The organism is Micromonospora mirobrigensis (genome assembly GCF_900091555.1).
In the GTDB taxonomy this organism is placed as follows: Bacteria; Actinomycetota; Actinomycetes; order Mycobacteriales; family Micromonosporaceae; genus Micromonospora; species Micromonospora mirobrigensis.
The window spans coordinates 242486-265489 of the sequence record NZ_FMCX01000003.1; the positions used below are offsets into that span (position 1 = coordinate 242486).

Here is a 23004-nt window from a genome sequence, read left to right on the forward strand (position 1 = left end):
CGCCTCGCAGGGACGCGTCGCGGGAGTCTGTGACACAGCAGCCGGTCGGTTTCCCGACTCACCAGTCTCGGTGAGCAGGTCTCGCCGTCTGCGGCGACCTGTGGAAACTGCGGTCCGGCGTGGGCCTAGGCAGGGGTGACGGGCTTACCGCCGAAAGCTTCGGGGGTGCGCCGACCCGCAGGGAGATCGCATGCTTCGCGGCTGTGCTAGGTCTAGAGCGTAATCAACTCTTCCGACCTGCGGCAACAGGGTCCCGCTCGGCGTGTCCCAGTCTACCCCGTACGACCGTGGCGCCGTGCACCTCTACCGGCAACCGCCAGGACCGCCAGCCCATTCCCGGCGCGAAGCCCTCCGGCGGCTCGGTGAGTGCCAGCACCGTCGGCCCCGCCCCACTGACCACAGCCGCCACACCCGCCGCACGCAGCGCCGTGACCAGGGCGGCCGTCCCCGGCATCCCCTCGGCGCGGTAGTCCTGGTGCAGCCGGTCGACGGTGGCCGGCAGCAGCAGCTCCGGCGCCCCGGTCAGCGCGTGCACCAGCAACGCGGCCCGCCCGGCGGTCAGCGCGGCGTCGGCGTGTGGCACCGCCGCCGGCAGCGCGGCCCGCGCGACCGCGGTCAGGCCCCGCTCGTCCGGCACGAACACCGTCGGGCGTACGCCGTCGGCCACCGCCAGTGAGACCGCGCGGGCGCCGGCGGGCTCCGTCCAGGCCACCGTGAAGCCGCCGAGCAGGCAGGGCGCCACGTTGTCCGGGTGGCCCTCGATCTCCGCCGCCAGGCGCAGGGCCGCCGCGTCGTCCAGCCGCTGAAGCCCGTCGACCACCAGGGCCCGGGCCAGCAGCACGCCGGCCACGATCGCCGCCGACGAGGAACCGAGGCCCCGGGCCTGCGGGATCCGGTTGACGCACTCCAGCGCGAGCCCGGTGGGCCGGCCGCCGAGCACGTCGAAGGTCGCCCGCATCGCCCGGGCCACCAGGTGCCGGTCGTCGGCCGGCAGCTCCCCCGCGCCCTCCCCGGTGACCGTCACCCGCACCCCGGGTTCGGCGGAGACCTCGGCGGCGACGTCGTCGTGCAGCCCCAGGGCGAGACCGAGCGCGTCGAACCCCGGCCCCAGGTTGGCGCTGGTGGCGGGCACTCGGACCCGGACCGGCCCGGTTTCGAAAGTCAACGGCACCGCCTCATGCTAGGGCCCGGGTCCGACGGCCCGGTGGAGCGCGGGCCGCCCCGCCCGCAGCCTGGGACGCCGGCCCGGCGGATTCCCGTCCGGTGCCGGATCGACCGGGTGCGGCCGGGTCAGCGGGGTACGGCCGGGTCCGGCGTGTCCGCCGGGTCGGTGAGCGACAGCCGGCGGGTGGCGACCCGCCAGCCCAGCGCGTAGAGCAGGGTGACCAGGCCGCAGCCGGCCAGCACCACCCGCTCGTCCACCAGGTCCACCACGCCGGCCACCACCAGCTGGCTGACCGAGATGGCCAGGGTCGCCAGCATCATGTCGGTGGCGAAGATCCGACCGCGCAGCCGGTCCGGCACCTCTCCCTGGAGGGCGAAGTTCGACAGCACCCAGTTGCTGCCGCCGCCCAGGTGCGCCACGAAGACCAGGACCAGCACCAGCGGGAACCAGCCGGTCACCGAGGTGCCCAGGTACGCCAGGCCGTACAGCGACATGGACAGCGCCAGCCCGGGCAGCAGCCAGGACCGGTCGGTCAGCACCCGCCGCATCAGGATCGGCCCGACCAGCGCCCCCGCGCCCCGGGCGGCGAAGAGCAGCCCGGTGCCCACCGAACCCACGCCGAACACCCCGGCCAGCAGCGGGAAGACGGTCAGCACGCCGTTGCCCAGCCCGACCGCGGACTTCACCGTGACCAGCGCCAGCACCCGCGGGTGGTGGCCGATGTGCCCCAGCGCCTCCCGGATCGCCGGCCAGGTCCGCTGCACCGGCTGGGTGGCGTCCCGGGGCGCCTGCAAGGGCCGGCGGATCCGGGTCGCCAGGCCCGCGGCCAGCGCCAGGCCGACCGCGGCCACCACGAAGGAGACGTACGGGCCGGTGACCGCGCTCAGCACGCCGCCCAGCGACGCGCCGACCACCGTCATGGTGCCCCAGGCCGACCCGGCCACCGCGTTGCCGGCGGCCAGCTCGTCCGGGTCCAGCACGTTGGGCAGGGCGGCCTGGGCGGCCGGCGAGTAGAGCGCCTTGGCCACCGCCACCACCGCGATGCCGAGCATGGCCAGCCAGGCGGTGCCGGCGCTGCGCACCCCGAGCAGCAGCAGCACCCCGGCCAGGGCGGCGACGTTCGCCACCATCATGATCTTCCGGCGGTCGTACCGGTCGGCGATGGTGCCGGTCCACGGCAGCAGCAGCGCCACCACGCCGGTGTCCAGGGCGAGCACCAGCGCGCCCCAGACGCCGCTGCCGGTCAGCTGCGGCAGCAGCACCAGCAGCGGGACCATGACGAACCAGTCCGCACCGAAGACCACCAGCTCGGCCAGGAAGAGGTTGCGGAAGTCCCGGTTACGGACCAGGACCGAGACGGTGGGTGACACCCCGGCACCCTAGCGGCTCAGACCTCGGCGCCGGCATGCAGGAGTTGGGAAACCGTCACGAAGCGGTAGCCGCGACCGCGCAGGCCGGCGATCAGGTCGGGCAGCCCGTCCAACGCCACCAGCCGCTGTCGCGTACCGACGTCGTGCGCCAGCAGGATGGTCCCGGGGCGGACGTCGGCCACGATCCGCCGGGCGTGTCCCGCCGGGTCGTCGGGGAACTCGCCCTCCACCATCTGGAGGGTCCAGAGCACCAACCGGTAGTCCAGCCGGGCGGCGGCGTGCAGCACCGCACCGCCGAGGTGCCCCCACGGCGGCCGGAGCAGCCGGGGCGCCACCCCGGTGACCTCGGCGATGGTGTCGTGGCTGCGGCGCAGGTCGTCGTGGACGGCGGTGGCGTCCATCCGGGCCAGATCCCGGTGCGCCCAGCTGTGGTTGCCGACCTCGTGCCGGCCCAGCCGGCCGCGTACCACGTCGGCGTGCCGGCGGGCCCGCTCACCGACCAGGAAGAAGGTGGCCGGCACGTCGAGGCGGTCCAGGGTGTCCAGCACCATGGGTGTCCACTGTGGCCCCGGACCGTCGTCGAAGGTGAGCGCCACCAGCGGGGTGTCCGTCCGCACCCCCCAGGTGACCGCGACGGCGCCCGCGCCGACCTGCTGGAACCGGCTGCCCAGGGTGGCGCTCGCCGGCCCCCCGGCCAACGGCAGTCGGCGGTCGGCGATCCAGCTGCTCTCCGCGGTGGCCACCGCCCCGGCCGCGGCTCCGCCGGCCAGCAGGACGGTCCGGCGCAGCAGGGCCCGCCGCCCCCACCGGCCCGCCTCGTCCGACATCCCCGCTCCGCTCTGCCACCGGCGGATGGCCGGGCACCCGTCGCCGCAGGTCCCCGGCGACCGACGCGCGCGGCGATCCGGGCACCGGCCCCGCCGGCCATGATGGGGAGAAAGGCACCCCAACCTTCAGTATGCGCGCCTTCACCGTACGTGATGAGTCGGATCTCGGACCAGCCGCCCGGGCCGCCTCCGGCGGATCGTGGCGGGAAACCACCCCGGCGGGGGCCGCTCCCCGCCACGATCTGCCAGCGGTGACCGTCGACGCGGGTCAGTCGGTCGGCGGGAGCGGGGAGCGGCGGCTCCTCGGGAGGCGGAGCACCTCGAACTGGTCCGTCCCGTCGACCAGCGCGGCCGACGGCGCGGAACGCTGCGCCGGCACGGTGACCCCCGCCGGGCGGGTCGCCGCCGGCACGTCACCCGACGGCCCCGGCCCGGACGAGGTGCCGGCGTCGGACGGGGCCGCCTCGGCCCGGACGGCCGGTTCCGCCCCGCCGGCGGGACCGTCCGTCGTGTCGCGGCCCCAGCGCCGCCGCACCGACTCCTTGGCGTACTCGACCATCGCGTACAGCGTGGGCACCAGCACCAGGGTCAGCAACGTCGAGCTGATCAGGCCGCCGATCACCACGATGGCCAGCGGCCGGGAGATGAAGCCGCCCTCACCGGTCAGGCCGAACGCCATCGGCAGCAACGCGAAGACGGTCGCCACGGCGGTCATCAGGATCGGCCGCAGCCGGCGCCGGCCGCCCTCGACCACCGCCTCCGCCACGCCCATGCCCTGCGCCCGGTACTGGTTGACCAGGTCGAGCAGGACGATCGCGTTGGTCACCACGATGCCGACCAGCATCAGCACGCCGATCAGCGCCGGCACGCCGAGCGGGGTCCCGGTGACCAGCAGCAGCCCGATCGCGCCGGTCGCCGCGAACGGCACCGAGACCAGCAGGATCAACGCCTGGGTGATGCTCCGGAACGTGGCCACCATGATCAGGAACACGATGGCGATCGCCGCCAGCACCGCCAGCCGCAGGTCGCCGAAGGCGTCCTTCTGCTGGGCACTGGCCCCGCCGACGGTGAACGTCGCCCCCGGCACGTCGATCGCGTCCAGCCGCTGCTGGAGCTCCCGGGTGGTGGCGCCCAGGTTGGAGCCGGTGGCCGTACCGGTCACCGAGACGCTGCGCCCGCCGTCGATCCGGGTCACCTGCTGCGGCCCCTGCGCCTCGGTCACCTTCGCGACCGCGCCCAGCTTGACCGGCCCCACCGGCAGCGCCTTGAGCTGAGCCACCGTCGCCGGCGGGGTGGCGGTGGTCCGCAGCACCACCTGCCGGGGCACGTCGTCGAAGGTCACCTCGCCCAGCGGGGTGCCCCGGTACGCCTGCGCGACCAGCTGCCCGACGGCCGCCTCGCTGAGCCCGTACCGGGCCGCGGCGACCCGGTCCACGGCGACGTCCAGCCGGGGCACCCGGTCGGCCAGGCCGCTGCTCACGTCCGCGACGCCCGGGGTGCCGGCCAGCGCCGACCGGGCGGCCTCGGCGGCCCGGTTCAGCACCTCCGGGTCGCCCGCCTGGACCACCACCTCCAGCTCGTTGCCGGAGGCGCCGCCCTGGCCCCGCCCGAAGGTCAGCTCGCCGGCCGCCGCGCCGAGCCGGTCGAACTCCCGGCGCAGCTCCTCGCGTACCTCCGGGGCGTCGCGCTTGCCGTCCAGGGCCAGCGACCAGCTGGCGGTGTCGTTGCCCCCGCCGCCCTCCCACGGCCGGTCGCTGCCACCGATGCTGACCTGGTACGTCTCGACGCCCGCGGTCCGGGCCAGCACGGCCTCGACCGCCTTGGCCGCCTCGTCGGTGCCGGCCAGTCCGGTGCCGGCCGGCATCCGCTGGCTGATGTTCAGCGTGTCCTGGCCGGAGTCGTCCAGGAAGTTCGTCTCCAGCTGGCGGGAGAGGCCGAAGGTGCCGAGCAGCACCACCAGTCCCACCGCCACGGTCGTCCAGCGGGTCCGCCGGGAGCCGGTGGCGAACCGCACCACCGGCAGGTACGCCCGCTGCAACGGGCTGCGCCGCTCCCGCTCCTGCGCGGCCCGGCGCGCCGCCGGGTCCTCGACACCGGCCCGCGGAGCCCGCAGGAACCAGTACGCGAGCACCGGCACCACGGTCAGCGAGACCAGCAGCGAGGCCAGCAGGGCGACCGTGACGGTGATCGCGAACGGCGCGAAGAGCTGCCCGACGAAGCCACCGACCAGGGCGATCGGGGCGAAGACGGCCACCGTGGTGAGGGTCGAGGCGGTCACCGCGCCGGCCACCTCGCGGACCGCGCCGAGGATGGCGTCCCGCCTCGGCTCGCCGTAGCCGAGGTGCCGCTTGATGTTCTCCAGCACGACGATCGAGTCGTCGACCACCCGGCCGACCGCGATGGTCAGCGCGCCCAGGGTGAGCAGGTTCAACGAGTAGTCACCGGCCCAGAGGGCGATCAGGGCGACCAGCACCGACAGCGGGATGGAGACCGCGGTGACCAGGGTGGAGCGCACCGACAGCAGGAAGACCAGGATGACCACCACGGCCATCAGCAGGCCGAGCAGCCCCTCGGTGGTCAGGCTCTCGATGGACCGCTCGATGAACGGGGCCTGGTCGAAGACCACGGCGAGGTCGGCGCCACCGGCGTCCTTCAGCTCGGCGAGCCGGTCCCGGATCTCGTGCGAGATGGTCACCGCGTTGCCGTCCGGGGCGGCGGTGACGGCGAGGCCCAGGCTGGGCCGGCCGTTGGTACGGGTGATCGCGGTGGCCGGGGCGAGTTCCTCGGTGACGGTGGCCACCGACCCGAGGGTCACCGCCCGGGCGGGCGCGCGGCGCGCCGGCGGGGCGGCGACCGGCTTGACCGCCGGCTTCCCGGCGACCGGCTTGACGGCCGGCGGCCGGGGCGGGGCGGGTCGCGCGGGCGGCGTCACGACCTTGAGGACCAGCCCGCGCAGCTCCTCCGCCGAGCGGATCGGGCCACCCACCTGCACCGGCAGGGAGCGGCTGCCGTCGGTGACCGTGCCGGCGGGGATCGCCACGCCGTTGCTGCGGAGCAGCTCGGCGATGGCGGTGGGCTCGATCCGGTTCGCGGCGAGCTTCGCCGGGTCCGGCCGGACCACCACGATCGGGTCCCGGGCACCGGTCAGCGCCACCGAGCGGACGCCCTCGATCGCCTCCAGCTCCGGCAGGACCGACCGGCGCAGCCGCTCGGCGAGGGCCTGCTCGTCCCCGTCGCCGGAGGCGGCCAGCACCACGGCCGGCAGGTCGTCGGTGGAGCCGGCGAGCACCTGCGGCTCGACGCCGGCCGGGAGCTGACCGGCGATCCGGCCCAGCGCGGCCTGCATCTTGTTGACCACGTCGTCCACGTCGGTGCCGAACGTGTACTGCACCACGACGGTGGCCGAGCCCTCCCGCGAGGTGGAGGTGATCTTCTCCAGCCCCGGGACGCCCTGGAGGCTGTTCTCGATCGGCTCGGTCACCTGCGCCTCGACCACCTCGGGCGAGGCGCCGGGCTGGACCGCCACGACGAACGCGGCGGGCAGCTCCAACGAGGGCAGGAGCTGCTGCTTCAACGACGGTACGGCGAACGCCCCGAACGCCGCGGTCACCACCGCGATGAGGGCGACGAGCCCCCGGTTGGCGAGGCTGGATCTGGCGAGCAGCGACATCGGGACGGCTCACTCCTGAGGGGAAGGGACGGCTCGGTGGGGAAAGTGTGCCGGAACCGATCTTCGCCACCCGCGCCGCCCCCGCACGGGGCGGCGCGCTCAGGCCAGGTCGAGGGAGCGGGCCGCCGCCAACGGGTCGTTGGCGATGGTGACCGGCGCGGGCGCGGTGGAGATCGCCCACTCCGGGTCCTTGAGGCCGTGCCCGGTGACCGTGCAGACCACGGTGGACCCCGCCGGCACCCGACCGGCCGCCCCCTGCTGGAGCAGGCCGGCCACGCTGGCCGCGCTGCCCAGCTCGACGAAGACCCCCACCTCGCGGGCGAGGAGACGGTACGCCGACAGGATCTCCCGGTCGGTGACCGAGGCGATCAGCCCGCCGGAGGCGTCCCGGGCGTCGATCGCCCTGGTCCAGCTGGCCGGGTTGCCGATCCGGATGGCGGTGGCGATGGTGGACGGCTCCGGCACCACCTTGCCGCCGACCAGCGGCGCGGCCCCGGCGGCCTGGAAGCCGTACATCTTCGGGGCTCGGGTGGCGTTGCCGTCGTGCACGTCCTCGGAGTAGCCCATCCAGTACGCCGAGATGTTGCCCGCGTTGCCGACCGGCAGGCAGTGGATGTCGGGGGCGTCGCCGAGCGCCTCGACGATCTCGAAGGCGGCGGTCTTCTGGCCGTGCAACCGGTTGATGTTGACCGAGTTGACCAGGGCCACCGGGTAGTCCTGGGCGAGCTTGCCGGCGAGCGCGAGGCAGTCGTCGAAGTTGCCGTTGACCTGGAGCAGCTTGGCGCCGTGCACCAGCGCCTGGGCCAGCTTGCCCAGCGCGATCTTGCCCTGCGGCACCAGCACCGCGCAGGTGATCCCGGCGCGGGCCGCGTACGCCGCCGCGGAGGCGCTGGTGTTGCCGGTGGAGGCGCAGATGAGCGCCTTGTCGCCGGCCTCCACCGCCTTGGACACGGCGACGGTCATGCCCCGGTCCTTGAACGAGCCGGTGGGGTTGGCGCCCTCGACCTTCAGCCACACGTCGCAGTCGAGGCGGGCGGAGAGCGCCGGCGCCGGCAGCAGCGGGGTGTTCCCCTCGTGCAGGGTGACGACGGGCGTCGCGTCGGTGACCGGCAGCCGGTGCCGGTACGCGTCGATCAGTCCTCGCCACATGTCGTTGCTCCTATCGTCGTCCCCCGTCAGGGTGGCTCACGGGGTGCGGCCGCCCGGGGCCGCACCCGAGGTCATCCACCTGACGGGACGACCCACCTCAGGCCCCGCCCTCGACCCGCAGCACGCTGGCCACCGACCGGACGATGTCCAGCCCGCGCAGCTCGCCCACGGTCGCGGCCAGCGCGGCGTCCGGCGCGACGTGCGTGACGATGACCAGGTCGGCGTCCTCGCCCCGACCGGCCGGCCCGCCACCCGCCGGACCCTGCCGGACCGTGGCGATGGAGACGTCGTGCCGGGCGAAGACCCCGGCGACGGACTGGAGCACACCCGGACGGTCGGCCACGTCGAGGCTGATGTGGTAGCGGGTGAGCGCCTCCCCCATCGGCCGCACGGCCAGGTCCGCGTACGCGGACTCGCTGGCCGCCCGGGCCCCGGCGAGCCGGTTGCGGGCCACCGCCACCACGTCGCCGAGGACGGCGCTGGCGGTCGGCGCCCCACCGGCGCCCCGGCCGTAGAACATCAGCTGCCCGGCCGCCTCGGCCTCGACGAAGACCGCGTTGAACGCGTCACCGACGCTGGCCAGCGGGTGGCCCAGCGGGATCATCGCCGGGTGCACCCGGACGCTGACCGTCTCCCGGCCCGTGTCGTCGACCCCCCGGGCGGCGATGCAGAGCAGCTTGATGGTGCAGCCCATCGCCCTGGCGCTGGCCACGTCGGCGGCGGTCACCTCGGTGATCCCCTCGCGGTGCACGTCGGCGGCGGTGACCCGGGTGTGGAAGGCCAGCGAGGCGAGGATGGCGGCCTTCGCGGCGGCGTCGAAGCCCTCCACGTCGGCGGTCGGGTCCGCCTCGGCGTACCCCAGCTCGGTGGCCTCCTCCAGCGCCTCGGCGAAGCCGGCGCCGGTGGCGTCCATGGCGGAGAGGATGAAGTTGGTGGTGCCGTTGACGATGCCGGTGACCCGGTTGATCCGGTCCCCGTGCAGCGAGTCGCGCAGCGGGCGCAGCAGCGGGATCGCCCCGGCGACGCTGGCCTCGTAGTAGAGGTCGGCACCGCCCTCGGCGGCGGCGTCGTGCAGGGCCGCGCCGTCCTCGGCGAGCAGCGCCTTGTTGGCGGTGACCACGCTCTTGCCGGCGCGCAGCGCCTCCACCAGCCAGCTGCGGGCCGGCTCGATCCCGCCGACCATCTCGACCACCACGTCGACGTCGTCGCGCTTGATCAGGCCGAGCGGGTCGGTGGTGAACAGCGCCGGGTCGACCGGCAGGCCGGCCCGGTCCCGGCCGACCCGGCGTACGGCGATGCCGGCGATCTCCAGCGGAGCCCCGATCCGGGCGGTGAGGTCGGCCGACTGCTCGTGCAGCAGCCGGACCACCTCACTGCCGACGGTTCCGCAGCCGAGCAGCGCCAAACGCACAGGTGACGTCATCCCACATCCAGAGTCAGCAGGTCCTCTTCGGTTTCCCGCCGGACGATCAGCCGGGCCCGTCCGGCACGCACGGCGACCACCGGGGGGCGCGGCACGTGGTTGTAGTTGCTGGCCATGCTCCGGCAGTACGCACCGGTGCCGGGCACCGCGACAAGATCTCCGGGCTGCACGTCGGCGGGCAGGAATTCATCCTTCACCACGATGTCCCCGGACTCACAGTGCTTTCCCACCACGCGGGCGAGCAGCGGCTCCGCCGCCGAGGCCCGGTTGGCCAGCGTGGCCGAGTACGACGCGTCGTAGAGCGCGGTCCGGATGTTGTCGCTCATCCCCCCGTCGACGCTGACGTACGTCCGCAGCCCGTCGACGTCCTTGACCGTGCCCACCTCGTAGAGGGTGAACACGGCGGGGCCGACGATGGCCCGGCCCGGCTCGATCGAGAGTCGGGGCACGGCCAGCCGCTCCGCCGCGCACTCCGACTCGACGATCCGGCGCATCCGCTTGGCCAGCTCGTGCGGCGACGACGGGTCGTCCTGGGTGGTGTACGCGATGCCGAAGCCACCGCCCAGGTCCAGCTCGGGCAGCTCCACCCCGCGCGCGTCGCGGATCTGCGCCTGGAGGCCGAGCACCCGGCGGGCGGAGACCTCGAAGCCGCTGGTGTCGAAGATCTGCGAGCCGATGTGCGAGTGCAGGCCGCGCAGGTCGAGCACGTCGTCGTCGAGGACCCGCAGGGCCGCCGCCAGGGCCGCCCCGCCGGCCAGCGAGAAGCCGAACTTCTGGTCCTCGTGGGCGGTGGCGATGAACTCGTGGGTGTGCGCCTCGACGCCGACGGTCACCCGGACCAGCACGCCGGGGCGTACCCCGCGTTCGCGGGCCAGCGCGGTGAGCCGGTCGATCTCGGTGAACGAGTCGAGGACGATCCGCCCCACCCCGGCGTCCAGCGCCCGGGTCAGCTCGGCCACGGACTTGTTGTTGCCGTGGAAGGCGATCCGCGCCGGGTCCATCCCGGCCGCCAGCGCGGTGGCCAGCTCACCGCCGGTGCAGACGTCGAGGAGCAGCCCCTCCTCGGCGATCATCCGCACCACCGCCCGGCAGAGGAAAGCCTTGCCCGCGTAGTAGACGTCCGCGTCGCCGAAGGCGTCCCGGAAGTCCCGGGCCCGGGCCCGCAGGTCGTCCTCGTCCAGGACGTACGCCGGGGTGCCGTACTCCCGGGCCAGTTCCTGGACCGACAGGTCGGCGACCCGGAGCGCGCCGTCGGCGCCGCGGACGACGGTGCGCGGCCACAGGGCCGACACCAGGGAGTTGACGTCGATCGGGGTACGCAGCCACGAGGGCCCGCGGCTGCCGATGTCGCCGTGCAGGGCACCGGCCTCGTGCGCGCGCATGTGCTACATCCTCTCGGGGGCCGAGACGCCGAGCAGGCGCAGGCCGTTGGCGATGACCGTGCGGGTGGCGTCGTTGAGCCAGAGCCGGGCGCGGTGCAGGTCGGTGACCTCCTCGTCGCCCTGCGGCAGGACCCGGCAGTTGTCGTAGAACCGGTGGTAGGAGGCGGCCACGCTCTCCTCCAGGTAGCGGGCCACCCGGTGCGGCTCGCGCAGCTCGGCCGCGGTGGCCACCACGGCGGGGAACTCGGCGAGCGCCTTGAGCAGCTCGTTCTCCTTGTCGTGGGAGAGCAGCTCCGGCTGGAAGTCGTCGGCCGCGCCCCGGGTCAGCCCCACCTCGGCGGCGTTGCGGGCGACACCGGCAGTCCGGGCGGCGACGTACTGCACGTAGTAGACCGGGTTGTCGCGGGTGGCCCGGGTCCACAGCTCCACGTCGATGTCGATCGGCGAGTCGCTGGAGTAGCGGGCCAGCGCGTAGCGGGACGCGTCCACCCCGATCGCGTCGACCAGGTCCTCCAGGGTGACCACGGTGCCGGCCCGCTTGCTCATCCGCACCGGGGCACCGTCGCGGACCAGGTTGACCAGCTGGCCGATGAGGATCTCCAGGTTGCGCTCCGGGTCGTCGCCGAAGCACGCGGCCATCGCCTTCATCCGGCCGATGTAGCCGTGGTGGTCCGCCCCAAGCATGATCACGACCCGCTCGAAGCCCCGCTCGCGCTTGTCGAGGTAGTAGGCGCAGTCGGCGGCGAAGTACGTCCACTCGCCGTTGGACTTGCGCAGCACCCGGTCCTTGTCGTCACCGAAGTCGGTGGTGCGCAGCCAGGTGGCGCCCTCGGACTCGTAGAGGTGCCCCTGCTCCCGCAGCCGGTTCAGCGCCAGGTCCAGCTCGCCCCGGTCGTGCAGGTCCTTCTCGTTGAAGTAGGTGTCGAACTCGACGCCGAAGGCCGCCAGCGACGACTTGATCTCGGCGAACATCAGCGCCACGCCCTCGACCCGGAAGGTCTCCTGGGCGGCGTCGTCGGACAGCTCCAGCACGTCCGGGCGGATCCCGCGGACCGCCTCGGCGATCTCGGCGATGTACGCGCCGCCGTACCCGTCCTCGGGGGCCGGCTCGCCCTTCGCGGCGGCCAGCAGGGACCGGGCGAACCGGTCGATCTGCGAGCCGGCGTCGTTGAAGTAGTACTCGGTGCCCACGTCGGCGCCGGTGGCGCGGAGCAGCCGGCTCAGCGCGTCGCCGACGGCGGCCCAGCGGACCCCGCCGATGTGCACCGGGCCGGTCGGGTTCGCCGAGACGAACTCCAGGTTGATCTTCTCGCCGGCCAGCCGGTCGCTGCCGCCGTACCCGGCGCCGGCCGCCACGATCACCCGGGCCAGCTGCCCGGCGGCGGCCGCGTCGAGGCGGATGTTCAGAAAGCCCGGCCCGGCGATCTCCACCGACTTGATCCCCGGCGCCCGGCCGAGCTGCTCGGCGAGGCCGGCGGCCAGCTCACGCGGGGGCACACCGACCTTCTTGCTCAGCTGGAGCGCCAGGGTGGAGGCGTAGTCGCCGTGATCGGGGTTGCGCGGGCGTTCCACGGCGGTGGTCTCCGGCAGCGCGGATCGATCCAACCCGCGCTCCGAGAAGACGGCATGGGCTGCGGAGAGGACGACGTCGGCGAGTTCTGCAGGAGTCACCGAACCATGTTATCGGGGGTAGACTCGGGCACTTGGCGGCGACCCTGCGCGACATTTCGGCCGCCACTCCCCTGACCGACCGACCTGACGAGGCACGATGAGCATCAGCACCCCGGGCGGCCCGGAGCGCCGCCCGACCGTGGTCAGCACCGGCAAGAAGCCGGCGGCCGGCCGGCCTGCGGCTGGCGATCGGACGGCCAAGCCGGGCGCCGGGAAGGGCACCCCCCGGCAGGGCTCGGGCGGCAAGGGCCGCAAGCCGATCACGCCGGTGAAGGTGAGCCAGGGCCGCGCCTGGGGGCCGACCGCGCTGATCACCGCCGTCTGCCTGCTGGCCGTGGGCATCGTCGGCTACGCCGTCTACGCGGCCGCGCAGGGCTCGAAGCCGTGGGAGAAGCGGGCGGCCGACATCAAGGGCATCGTCGACTACCGCGACAAGGACAAGGACCTGGTCAAGGGCGGCAACCACCAGCAGGGCCCGGTCAAGTACACGGTCCTCCCGCCGGTGGCCGGCCCGCACAACCCGGCCTGGCAGAACTGCATGGGCGACGTCTACGACGCCCCGATCGCCAACGAGCACGCGGTGCACAGCCTGGAGCACGGCACGGTCTGGATCACCTACCGGCCCGACCTCCCCGCCGACCAGGTGGCGAAGCTCAAGGAGAAGGTCGTCGGCAAGGAGAAGCTGATGCTCAGCCCGTACGAGGGGCTGGACAAGCCGATCTCGCTGCAGGCCTGGGGCTACCAGCTCAAGGTCGACAACGCCGACGACAAGCGGATCGACGAGTTCATCAAGACGCTGCGGGTGAACGCCTCGATCGAGGGCCCGAACGCGCTGTGCACCCAGGGCGTGACCGCCACCGGCACCACGCCGCGCGACATGGGCAACCAGATGTCCGACCAGACCCAGGGCTGAGGACGCAGGTCATGACGGCTCCCACCACGACGGCGAACGCGCCCGACGAGACCCCGGTCACCGGCTCCGGTGACCGGCGGTCGGCGCGCCGCTTCGGCATCCTGGCGTTGGCCGCCGCCGTCGTGGTGGGGCTGCTCCTCGGGTACGCCGGCGGCCTGCTCACCCCGAAGCTCACCCGACCGGGGGACACCTCGGCCGAGGCGGGCTTCGCCCGGGACATGACCACCCACCACTCGCAGGCGGTCGCCATGGGGCTGATGGCGTTCCAGAAGGGCACCGACCCGGAGGTACGCCAGATCGGCGTGGACATCGCCACCGGCCAGCAGGGCGAGATCGGCACCATGCAGACCTGGCTGCGGTCGTGGGGGCTGGACCCGGCCGGTTCGGAGCCGGCGATGGCCTGGATGCCGGACGGCGCGGCCCTGGTCAAGAACGGGTTGATGCCGGGGATGGCCACCCCGGAGGAGATGACGGAGCTCGAGGCCGCCAAGGGGCGCGACTTCGACGTCATGTTCCTGAAGATGATGATCCAGCACCACCTCGGTGGGGTGCACATGATCGACGGCATCCTGGACGCCGGTGGCGATCCGGAGGTGACCCGGGTGGCCCAGGTCATGAAGAACACCCAGCAGACCGACCTGGCCAACATGAACGCCGCGGTCAAGCGGCTGGGCGGCTGACCGTCCCGCGTACCTCGTCCGAAGGCCGCAATCCGCCGTGCCGGATGCGGCCTTCGTCCGTTTAGAGAGCTTTGCCGGTGTGGTGGCTTAAAACCCATTACACGGGTTGGAGACTTTTCTACCCACATATCGTGACCAGTTCCGATTCGGGCTCGTTGCGCAGGACGTGGGGGTTGCACTCAGAGACGCACGGCGGTCGGTGACCAGTTGGTGCCGACGCCACACCATCGGCGGTGACGGGGCGGTGGCAGCCGTCCGTCGCGGACAGCGGCAGGGCGAGCCGGGAACGCTCAGTCGCGAACAGGAACTCGAACTGATCGACACGCTGCGGGGCACCTACCCCGACGAGTTCGGCCTCGACGAGGAGCTCTGGACGCGGCAGAGCCTCACCACGTTGATCCAACGTCGGTTCGCCGAGGGGATGGACCCGGGCGAGGTCGGGGCGTACCTGCGGGCCTGGGGGTTGGGTCCGCGCGAGCCCCGGGAGCGGGCCTGCGGCCTCTGCGTGGGCGCGGTCGAGCGCTGGGCGCGCCTGGAGTACCCGGCGATCACCCGGGCCGCCCAGGAGCACCAGGCCGAGGTCTACTGGATCGGCCGGGTACGCCTGCGCGGCACCATGCCGGCCGCCGACGTGATCTCCGCCGTCTCCGCCCGGGGCCGGGTCCGGTTCATGATCACCACACCGTCGGTCGACCCGCCGCTCCCCCGCGACTTCGTGCTGCGGCTCAGCGGTGCCGAGGAGCGGACCGTGCACCTGATCGTGGACGGCTCCTGGCCCAGGAACGAGTGGCCCCGCCGCCTCCCCCGCCGCATCGTCCTGCACCCCCTCCCCAGCTGCGGCCGCACCCTGGCCGCCGCCTGACCCCCCACCCCCCGCCCCGCCTCATCCCGTCGATCATGAAGTTGGCGTCGCCGAGGAGATCCACACCGACGCCAACTTCATGATCGATGCGCCGGGTGGGCGGCGCGCGGGGCGGGGATACCGATTCGGAGTTCCGGGTGGGGGTTTGCTACTCTTCTCGGGTCGCTGAGCCCCCGTAGCTCAGGGGATAGAGCACCGCCCTCCGGAGGCGGGGGCGCAGGTTCGAATCCTGCCGGGGGCACACAACCGTTCCGCACGAAGACGCCGAGGCTGGCCAGCCTCGGCGTCTGTGTTTCTCGTCTCGTTGGTCGCACCGGGCCGGCGGTCGGCGGCCGAGTCGTTCGCGGCGCCGACGCCGGTGCGTCCGGCGCGGCGGGGACGGAACCCGGCACGAGAAACCGACAACCGGCCGCGGAAGTCCCGGCCCGCCGACCGGACGATGCGACGCTCAGCCCACCGGTATTGCCGGATTGTTACGCGATACACCCCTCCAGCACTTGCCACCCGCCTCCCAGCCGCAATACGTTGCCGTCAACAACAAATCAAAGATGAAGCTCTTACGCGTTCGGAGGCTTCCATGACGTTGGCGAGGCGGTGAAACGATGAGCGAGGCTCCCACCCTCCTGGAGATGCGCTCCATCACCAAGGAGTTCCCCGGGGTCAAGGCCCTTGCCGACGTCAACCTGGTGGTGCGCGCCGGCGAGATCCACGCCATCTGCGGCGAGAACGGTGCCGGCAAGTCCACGCTGATGAAGGTCCTCAGTGGGGTCTACCCGTACGGCACCTACGACGGCCAGATCATCTACCAGGGCGCGGAGACCAGGTTCGCCGACATCCGGGCCAGCGAGAACGCCGGAATCGTGATCATCCACCAGGAGCTCGCGCTGATTCCGGGCATGTCGATCGCCGAGAACATCTTCCTCGGCAACGAACCGCGCAAGCGGGGCGCGATCGACTGGAAGGCCGCGAACCGGATGGCCCTGGACCTGATGGCCCGGGTCGGCCTGCAGGAGGACCCGGACACCCTGATCAAGGACATCGGGGTCGGCAAGCAGCAGCTGGTGGAGATCGCCAAGGCGTTCGCCAAGGACGTGAAGCTGCTGATCCTGGACGAGCCGACGGCCGCGCTGAACGAGGCGGACTCCAGGCACCTGCTGGACCTGCTGCGAGGGTTCCGCTCGCGCGGCGTCACCTCGATCATGATCTCGCACAAGCTGAACGAGATCGAGGCGATCGCCGACCAGATCACCATCCTGCGCGACGGCCGGACCGTGGAGACCCTCGACGTCAAGGCGGACGGGGTCGACGAGGACCGGATCGTGCGGGGCATGGTCGGCCGTGAGCTGGGCAGCCGGTTCCCGGACCACACCCCGAAGATCGGCGAGGTCTTCTTCGAGGTCCGCGACTGGAACGTGCGACACCCGATCTCCGCCGAGCGGCAGGTCTGCAAGAACGAGAGCTTCGTGGTGCGCCGCGGCGAGATCGTCGGCTTCGCCGGCCTGATGGGCGCGGGCCGCACGGAACTCGCGATGAGCGTCTTCGGCCGCTCCTACGGGGTGTTCGAGTCGGGCACGATCATCAAGGACGGCAAGGAGATCGTGCTGAAGTCGGTCGCGGACGCGATCGCCCACGGGCTCGCGTACGTCAGCGAGGACCGCAAGGCGATCGGCCTCAACCTGCTCGACGACATCAAGTCGTCGACGGTGGCCGCCAAGCTGTCCAAGATCTCCCACCACGGCGTCCTGAGCGAGGTCGAGGAATACCAGGCGGCCGAGTCGTACCGCAAGGAGTTGCGGACCAAGGCCCCGACGGTCGACGAGGGCGTCGCCAAGCTCTCCGGCGGCAACCAGCAGAAGGTCGTCCTGGCGAAGTGGATGTTCACCGACCCGGACCTGCTGATCCTCGACGAGCCGACGCGCGGCATCGACGTGGGCGCCAAGTACGAGATCTACGGCATCATCCAGCGGCTCGCCGACCAGGGCAAGGGCGTCATCGTCATCTCCTCGGAGCTGCCTGAGCTGATCGGGCTCTGCGACCGCATCTACACCGTGTTCGAAGGCGCCATCACCGGCGAGATCGCCCGGGCCGACGCCACCCCGGAAAACCTCATGAAGCAGATGACCTCGACGAAGAAGATGGCCAACCGATGAGCCGACTGAAGGACCTGCAGAAGAACCTGTTCGGAGGGACCACCTCCAACGCTCGCCAGTTCGGGATGATCTTCACCCTGGTGGCGATCGTCGTGCTGTTCCAGATCCTGACCGACGGGCTGACCCTTCGGTCGGACAACCTGATCGCGCTGTTCCAGCAGAACTCGTACATTCTGATCCTGGCGATCGGGATGCTGATGGTGATCGTCGCCGGGCACATCGACCTGTCGGTCGGCTCGGTCGCGGCGTTCGCGGGCATCCTGGTGGCCAAGTCGATGACCGACTGGTCGCTGCCCTGGCCGGTCGCCATCCTGTTCGGCCTGCTGGTCGGTGCCGCGATCGGCGCCTGGCAGGGCTTCTGGGTGGCGTACATCGGGGTGCCGGCGTTCATCGTCACCCTGGCCGGGATGCTGCTCTTCCGGGGTGGCAACCAGTACATCGGTAACGCCAACACCATCCCGGTGCCGGAGGGCTTCCGGACGATCGGCTCGGGCTTCCTGCCCGAGTTCGGCCCTAACACCGGCTACAACAACGCGACCCTGTTGCTCGGTCTGGCCGCCGCGGTCGCCGTCGTGTGGCGCGAGTTCCAGGCCCGCAAGACCCGTCGGGAGATGGACGCCGACCCCGCCCCGATGTGGATCTCGGTGCTCCGGATGGCCGTCATGGTCGGCGTGATCGTCTTCGCCAGCCTGCGGTTCGCCAGCGGCCGGGTCGGCACCAGCTTCCCGATCTCCGGGATCATCCTGCTGGTGCTGGTGATCGCGTACTCCTTCTACACCCGCAACACGGCCGGTGGCCGGCACATCTACGCGGTGGGCGGCAACTCCCGGGCGGCCGAGCTGTCCGGCGTGAAGCTCAAGCGGGTCAACTTCTTCGTCATGATGAACATGTCCGTCCTGGCCGCGCTGGCCGGCATGATCTTCGTGGCCCGTTCGGCGGCCTCCGGTCCGCAGGACGGCAACGGCTGGGAACTGGACGCCATCGCCGCGGTCTTCATCGGTGGCGCAGCCGTCTCCGGCGGTATCGGGACCATCAGCGGCTCGATCGTCGGTGGTCTCGTCATGGCCGTGCTCAACAACGGCCTGCAGTTGATGGGCGTCGGCACCGACCGCGTCCAGATCATCAAGGGCCTGGTCCTGCTGCTGGCCGTCGCCATCGACGTCTACAACAAGAGCCAGGGGCGCTTCTCGGTCATCGGGAGCCTGATGCGGCCGTTCCGCCGCGACGACTCCGCCCCACCCGCCTCACCGCCGGACGCGGAGCGCGAGCCCGCCAAGGCAGCGGTGTCCGGCTGACGGCCACCGACCTCTCCACCCCGTTCCACTTCCAGAAAGGCAAGTCCCCTCATGCGTAGATTCTTCGGCACGTCGGTGGTCGCTGTCAGCGCCGCCGCCATGCTGGCCCTCGCTGGCTGCGGCTCCGGCCGTGACGGCGACTCCGGCAGCGGCTCCGGCGGCGACGCCAAGGGCTTCGCGGCCAACTCCCTGATCGGTGTCGCCCTGCCGGCCAAGACCTCGGAGAACTGGGTCCTCGCCGGTGACCTGTTCACCAACGATCTCAAGGAGGCCGGTTTCCAGGCTGACGTGCAGTACGCCGGCGCGTCGACCACGGTCGCCGACCAGCAGGCCCAGATCACCGCCATGGTCACCAAGGGCGCCAAGGTCATCGTCATCGGCGCCACCGACGCCGCGCAGCTGTCGACCCAGGTCGCCGCGGCCCACCAGGCCGGCGTGAAGGTGATCGCGTACGACCGGCTGATCACCAACACCCCGGACCTGGACTACTACGTCGCGTTCGACAACTACAAGGTCGGCCAGCTCCAGGGCCAGGCCCTGCTGGACGGCATGAAGGCCAAGAAGCCGACCGGCCCGTACAACATCGAGCTCTTCTCCGGCTCGCCGGACGACAACAACGCCGGGGTCTTCTTCAACGGCGCGATGAGCGTGCTCAAGCCGGAGATCGACAAGGGCAACGTGGTCGTCGCCTCGGGCCAGAAGGACGTCAAGCAGACCGCCATCCAGGGCTGGAAGGCCGAGGGTGCGCAGGCCCGCATGGACCAGCTGCTGACCTCCACCTACGGCACCAAGCAGCTGGACGGCGTCCTGTCCCCGAACGACACCCTGGCCCGCGCGATCCTGACCTCGGTCAAGGGCGCCGGCAAGCCGACCCCGGTCGTCACCGGTCAGGACTCCGAGGTCGAGTCGGTGAAGTCGATCATGGCTGGTCAGCAGTACATGACGATCAACAAGGACACCCGGAACCTGGTCAAGCAGACCGTCGCCATGGTGAAGTCCCTGCAGGCCGGCGAGAAGCCGGAGATCAACGACACGAAGTCGTACAACAACGGCAGCAAGGTCGTCGACACCTACCTGCTCCCGCCGGTCGCCGTGACCAAGGCGAACGCCGCCGAGGCGTACGCGAACGACCCGAAGCTCGGGCCGCTCACCAAGTAGTCCGCACGGACAGTCAGTGACACGGGGGTCCTGGAAGTCTTTCTTCCGGGACCCCTTCGTCATGACGGGCTCCCGCCCGTCGCGCGCGACCCGGAGGGAGGAGACCAGAGCGTGGTGACACCCGTACGTCCCGGACTCGCCCGGCCCTCCCGCGGCCCGGACTTCCCGACCCCCTCGGCGCCCGGCGCCAGCCAGGAGGAGATCCGGCGACAGAACCTCGGCGCGGTACTGCGCCACGTGCACGTCCACGGCCCCACCTCGCGGGCCGAACTGACCGCCCGGCTCGGCCTCAACCGCAGCACGATCGGCGCGCTCGCCGCCGACCTCACCGCCGTCGGCCTCGTCACCGAGGAGGCGCCGACCGCCACCCGTCGGGCCGGCCGGCCGTCACTGGTGGTCAGCCCCCGGTCCGACCGGGTCTACGCGCACGGACTGAGCATCGACGCGGACCGGCTGCGGGCCGCCCGGGTCGGCCTCGGCGGCCGCATCCTCGACCGGCGCGAGACCGCTCGCCCCCGTGGCATGTCGCCCCTGGACGCCGTCGCACCACTGGCCGGTCTCGTCCGGGACATGGAGTGCGCGGTCACGGACGACGCCCTCTTCGTGGGCGGCGCGGTCGCCGTCACCGACACCACCCGGGACCTCGACGGCCGGCTGCGGATCGGCGGCACCGACACGCTCGGCGCCGCGCTCGACGCCGAACTGGGCGCCCGGCCGGGCTTCGTCACCGGCGACCTGGCCGACATCGCCGGTCTCGCCGAGCACGTCCGCGGAGTGGCGGCCGGCGTCGACGACGTCGTCTACCTGCACGGTGACCTGGGCGTCAGCGCCGGCATCATCATCGGCGGCCGGCTGGTCACCGGCCACCGCGGGCACGGTGGAAAGGTCGGCCACATGGTGGTCAGGCCGGCCGGCGTGCCCTGCGGTTGCGGCTCGCGCGGCTGCTGGGAGACCGAGATCGGCGAGGCCGCGCTGCTCCGCCACAGCGGCCGGGACCCGGCCGACGGGGACGCCGTGCCCGGCATCCTCTGCGCCGCGGCCGACGGCGAACCGACTGCCGTGGCCGCCGTCGAACGGGTCGCCGACTGGCTCGGCTTCGGCGTCGCCAACCTGGTCAACATCGTCAACCCGGACACGGTGGTGTTCGGCGGCGCGCTACGCGCCATCTACCTGGCCGGGTCGGCCACGGTCCACCGTCGCCTCGATGCGATGGCGCTGCCGGCCTCCCGGGAACACGTGCAGTTGCGGGCGGCGATGCTCGGCCGGGACGCCGCCCTGATCGGGGCCGCCGAGCTGGCCTTCGACCAGCTGCTGGCGGATCCGCTCAACGCCGGCCTGCCCAACTGACCGGGACGCGACGGTTCAGCCGGCGTCCCGCCGGGCCCGGGCCCGGCGCCGCCCCTCGTGCATCGCCTGCACCCGGGCCACCGGGATGGTCCGCCCCTCGGCGACGAGTTCGGTGGGGAGACGCTGCGGCGCGGGCATCTGCGCCGACCACGGATCCCCCGTGCCGACCAGCGCGGGCACCGTCCGCACGGTGAAGTCCGCCGGGCGCACCCGGGGCAGGTCCTCCCAGGCCACCGGGAAGGAGACCGGCAGGCCGGGCCGGATCCGCGGGCTGTACGCCGCGACCACCGTCGCCCCGCCGGCCCGGGTCGGGTCCACGAACACCCGGCCACCCCGGTCCTCGCGGATGAAGGCGGTGGTGGCAAGCGCCGGGTCGAGCCGCTCGGTGTGCACGGCGAGCGCTCTGGTGGCGGCAGCCGCCTCCTCGGCGGTGGTCGCGTCGACCACCGGCACGAACACGTGCAGGCCCTTCGCGCCGCTGGTCTTCACCGCCCCGGTGAGGCCGAGGTCGCCGAGCGCCCGGCGGACCAGGCCGGCGGTGCGGACGACCGCGTCGAACGCGTCCCCTTCCGGCGGGTCGAGGTCCAGCACCAGGTGGGTGGGGCGGTCCGGGCGGGCGGCCTTCCCCAGGGTCGGGTGGTACTCGACCGCCCGCTGGTTGGCGAACCAGAGCAGGGTACGCCGGTCGTCGCAGAGCGCGTACGAGATCTCCCGGTGCGACGCCTCGGCCCAGACCGGCGTCCGGCGCACCCAGTCGGGGGTGTACCTCGGCAGGTTCTTCTGCATGAACGGCGGCTGGCCCGGGCGGACCCGGATGACCGACAGCGGGCGGTCCCGCAGCTCTGGCAGGATCCGGTCGGCCATCGCGTCCAGGTAGTCGACCAGGTCCCGCTTGGTCGCGTCCGCCACGTCGGACAGCGGCTGATCGAGGCTGGTCAGCGCCACCCCGTCCCGGGTCTCGTCGGCTCCGCTCATCCGATCACCCTCCCGGGTGGCCGCTCGGCGGTCAACCCGCCGCGTCGCCAGCTCCGACCGACGGCGGCGCTGCCGGGCCCGTCCCGAGCGGTTGAAAGGGGCACTTCCTATCCCGAAAGCGTTGACCGGGGGCCCGTGCTCACGCGGTGAACGGGTCGCGGCCGTCCCGCACGGCGGTCAGCATCCGGGCCGCCCGGGCACGGGCGGCCGCGTACACGCCGGAGCCGTAGCTGATCCGGGCCACGCCCAGCCCGGCCAGCTCCGCCGGCCCGGGCACGTCGCGGCGGGCCAGCACGTTGACCGGCGCGTCGACCGCCTCGACGAACCGTCCGATCAGCGTCGGGTCGCCCAGGACGATCGGGTAGACGCAGTCGGCGCCGGCCGCCAGGTAGCGCCGGGCCCGGTCGACCGCGGCGTCGAGCAGCTCACCGTGGTCGGCGGTGGCGTGCAGGAAGACGTCGACCCGGGCGTTGACCACCAGGCCGGCGCCGGCCGCCGACCGGAGCGCGGCGAGCAGGGCGACCTGCTCGGCCGGGTCGACCAGGGCGCCGGTACGCGGGTCGGAGTCCTCGATGTTGCAGCCGACCGCCCCGGTGGCGAGCAGCCGCTCGGCCAGTTCGGCCGGGCCCAGCCCGTACCCCCGTTCGATGTCCGCGGTGACCGGCACGTCGACGGCGGCGACGATCCGGGCGACCGCGTCGAGCATCGCGTCGACCGGGGTGGCCTCGCCGTCGGCATGGCCCAGCGACTCGGCGACGGCGCCACTGCTGGTGGCGACGGCCGGGAAGCCGGCCCGGGCGACGGCCTTCGCGGAGCCGGGGTCCCAGGCGTTGGGCAGGATCAGCGGGTCGCCGGGGCGGTGCAGGGCGCGCAGCGCGGCGGCGCGGTCGGTCAGCGTCATGACCCGATTGTCGGACGTCGACGGCGCCGGCCCGAGGGCCAATTCCGCTCGGCCGGAATGAGCCGT

At 72.7% G+C, this 23004-nt stretch carries 17 protein-coding genes and 1 tRNA gene; 8 read left to right on the forward strand and 10 right to left on the reverse strand.

Annotation, left to right across the window (positions count from 1 at the left end):
* Positions 1–223: 223 nt before the first annotated feature.
* From thrB to argS, 8 genes are all read right to left on the reverse strand, one after another.
* A complete protein-coding gene (thrB, locus tag GA0070564_RS12295; protein ID WP_091607883.1) occupies positions 224–1171 on the reverse strand; it encodes a homoserine kinase in 948 nt (315 codons plus the stop codon).
* A gap of 119 nt (positions 1172–1290) precedes the next feature.
* Entirely contained in the window at positions 1291–2535 is a 1245-nt protein-coding gene (locus GA0070564_RS12300; protein WP_091607886.1) for an MFS transporter, read from the reverse strand.
* Positions 2536–2552: 17 nt separating this feature from the next.
* Entirely contained in the window at positions 2553–3362 is an 810-nt protein-coding gene (locus GA0070564_RS12305; RefSeq protein ID WP_091607889.1) for a polysaccharide deacetylase family protein, read from the reverse strand.
* A gap of 268 nt (positions 3363–3630) precedes the next feature.
* On the reverse strand, positions 3631–7032 hold the full coding sequence (locus tag GA0070564_RS12310; protein WP_091607892.1) for an efflux RND transporter permease subunit: 3402 nt from the start codon (positions 7030–7032) through the stop codon (positions 3631–3633).
* 99 nt (positions 7033–7131) lie between these two features.
* Entirely contained in the window at positions 7132–8181 is a 1050-nt protein-coding gene (gene thrC / locus GA0070564_RS12315; RefSeq protein ID WP_091607896.1) for a threonine synthase, read from the reverse strand.
* A 97-nt stretch (positions 8182–8278) separates the two neighbouring features.
* Complete coding sequence (locus tag GA0070564_RS12320; RefSeq protein ID WP_176730674.1) at positions 8279–9592, reverse strand: homoserine dehydrogenase; 1314 nt, start codon at positions 9590–9592, stop codon at positions 8279–8281.
* Positions 9593–9600: 8 nt separating this feature from the next.
* On the reverse strand, positions 9601–10986 hold the full coding sequence (gene lysA / locus GA0070564_RS12325) for a diaminopimelate decarboxylase (protein WP_091607905.1): 1386 nt from the start codon (positions 10984–10986) through the stop codon (positions 9601–9603).
* 3 nt (positions 10987–10989) lie between these two features.
* A complete protein-coding gene (gene argS / locus GA0070564_RS12330; protein ID WP_091607908.1) occupies positions 10990–12657 on the reverse strand; it encodes an arginine--tRNA ligase in 1668 nt (555 codons plus the stop codon).
* A gap of 97 nt (positions 12658–12754) precedes the next feature.
* On the opposite strand from argS, the gene GA0070564_RS12335 reads away from it, so the two are divergent.
* The 8 genes from GA0070564_RS12335 (at position 12755) to GA0070564_RS12370 (ending at position 21062) form a co-directional block, all read left to right on the forward strand.
* Positions 12755–13570, forward strand: a complete 816-nt coding sequence (locus GA0070564_RS12335) for a thioredoxin-like domain-containing protein (RefSeq protein ID WP_091607911.1) — start codon at positions 12755–12757, stop codon at positions 13568–13570.
* 11 nt (positions 13571–13581) lie between these two features.
* A complete protein-coding gene (locus GA0070564_RS12340; RefSeq protein ID WP_091607915.1) occupies positions 13582–14250 on the forward strand; it encodes a DUF305 domain-containing protein in 669 nt (222 codons plus the stop codon).
* 166 nt (positions 14251–14416) lie between these two features.
* Positions 14417–15112: a winged helix-turn-helix domain-containing protein gene (locus GA0070564_RS12345; RefSeq protein WP_091607920.1), complete on the forward strand. Its 696-nt coding sequence runs from the start codon at positions 14417–14419 to the stop codon at positions 15110–15112.
* Positions 15113–15281: 169 nt separating this feature from the next.
* Positions 15282–15353, forward strand: a tRNA-Arg gene (locus GA0070564_RS12350).
* A 361-nt stretch (positions 15354–15714) separates the two neighbouring features.
* Positions 15715–17262 (forward strand): multiple monosaccharide ABC transporter ATP-binding protein, encoded by a 1548-nt coding sequence (mmsA, locus tag GA0070564_RS12355; protein ID WP_091607925.1) that lies wholly within the window; start codon positions 15715–15717, stop codon positions 17260–17262.
* The gene (mmsB, locus tag GA0070564_RS12360) at positions 17259–18557 is read left to right on the forward strand and encodes a multiple monosaccharide ABC transporter permease (RefSeq protein WP_091607929.1); all 1299 of its coding nucleotides are present in this window, start codon (positions 17259–17261) and stop codon (positions 18555–18557) included. Before mmsA ends, mmsB begins: the two co-directional genes overlap by 4 nt.
* Before the next feature lie 51 nt (positions 18558–18608).
* Positions 18609–19715, forward strand: coding sequence for a substrate-binding domain-containing protein (locus tag GA0070564_RS12365; protein ID WP_091607933.1), 1107 nt, complete (start codon positions 18609–18611; stop codon positions 19713–19715).
* Positions 19716–19826: 111 nt separating this feature from the next.
* The gene (locus GA0070564_RS12370) at positions 19827–21062 is read left to right on the forward strand and encodes an ROK family transcriptional regulator (protein WP_091607937.1); all 1236 of its coding nucleotides are present in this window, start codon (positions 19827–19829) and stop codon (positions 21060–21062) included.
* A gap of 15 nt (positions 21063–21077) precedes the next feature.
* Here the strand turns inward: GA0070564_RS12370 and GA0070564_RS12375 are convergent, their stop codons facing one another.
* On the reverse strand, positions 21078–22037 hold the full coding sequence (locus GA0070564_RS12375) for a DNA polymerase domain-containing protein (protein WP_091607941.1): 960 nt from the start codon (positions 22035–22037) through the stop codon (positions 21078–21080).
* A 139-nt stretch (positions 22038–22176) separates the two neighbouring features.
* A complete protein-coding gene (locus GA0070564_RS12380) occupies positions 22177–22938 on the reverse strand; it encodes an isocitrate lyase/PEP mutase family protein (protein WP_091607946.1) in 762 nt (253 codons plus the stop codon).
* Positions 22939–23004: the final 66 nt, after the last annotated feature.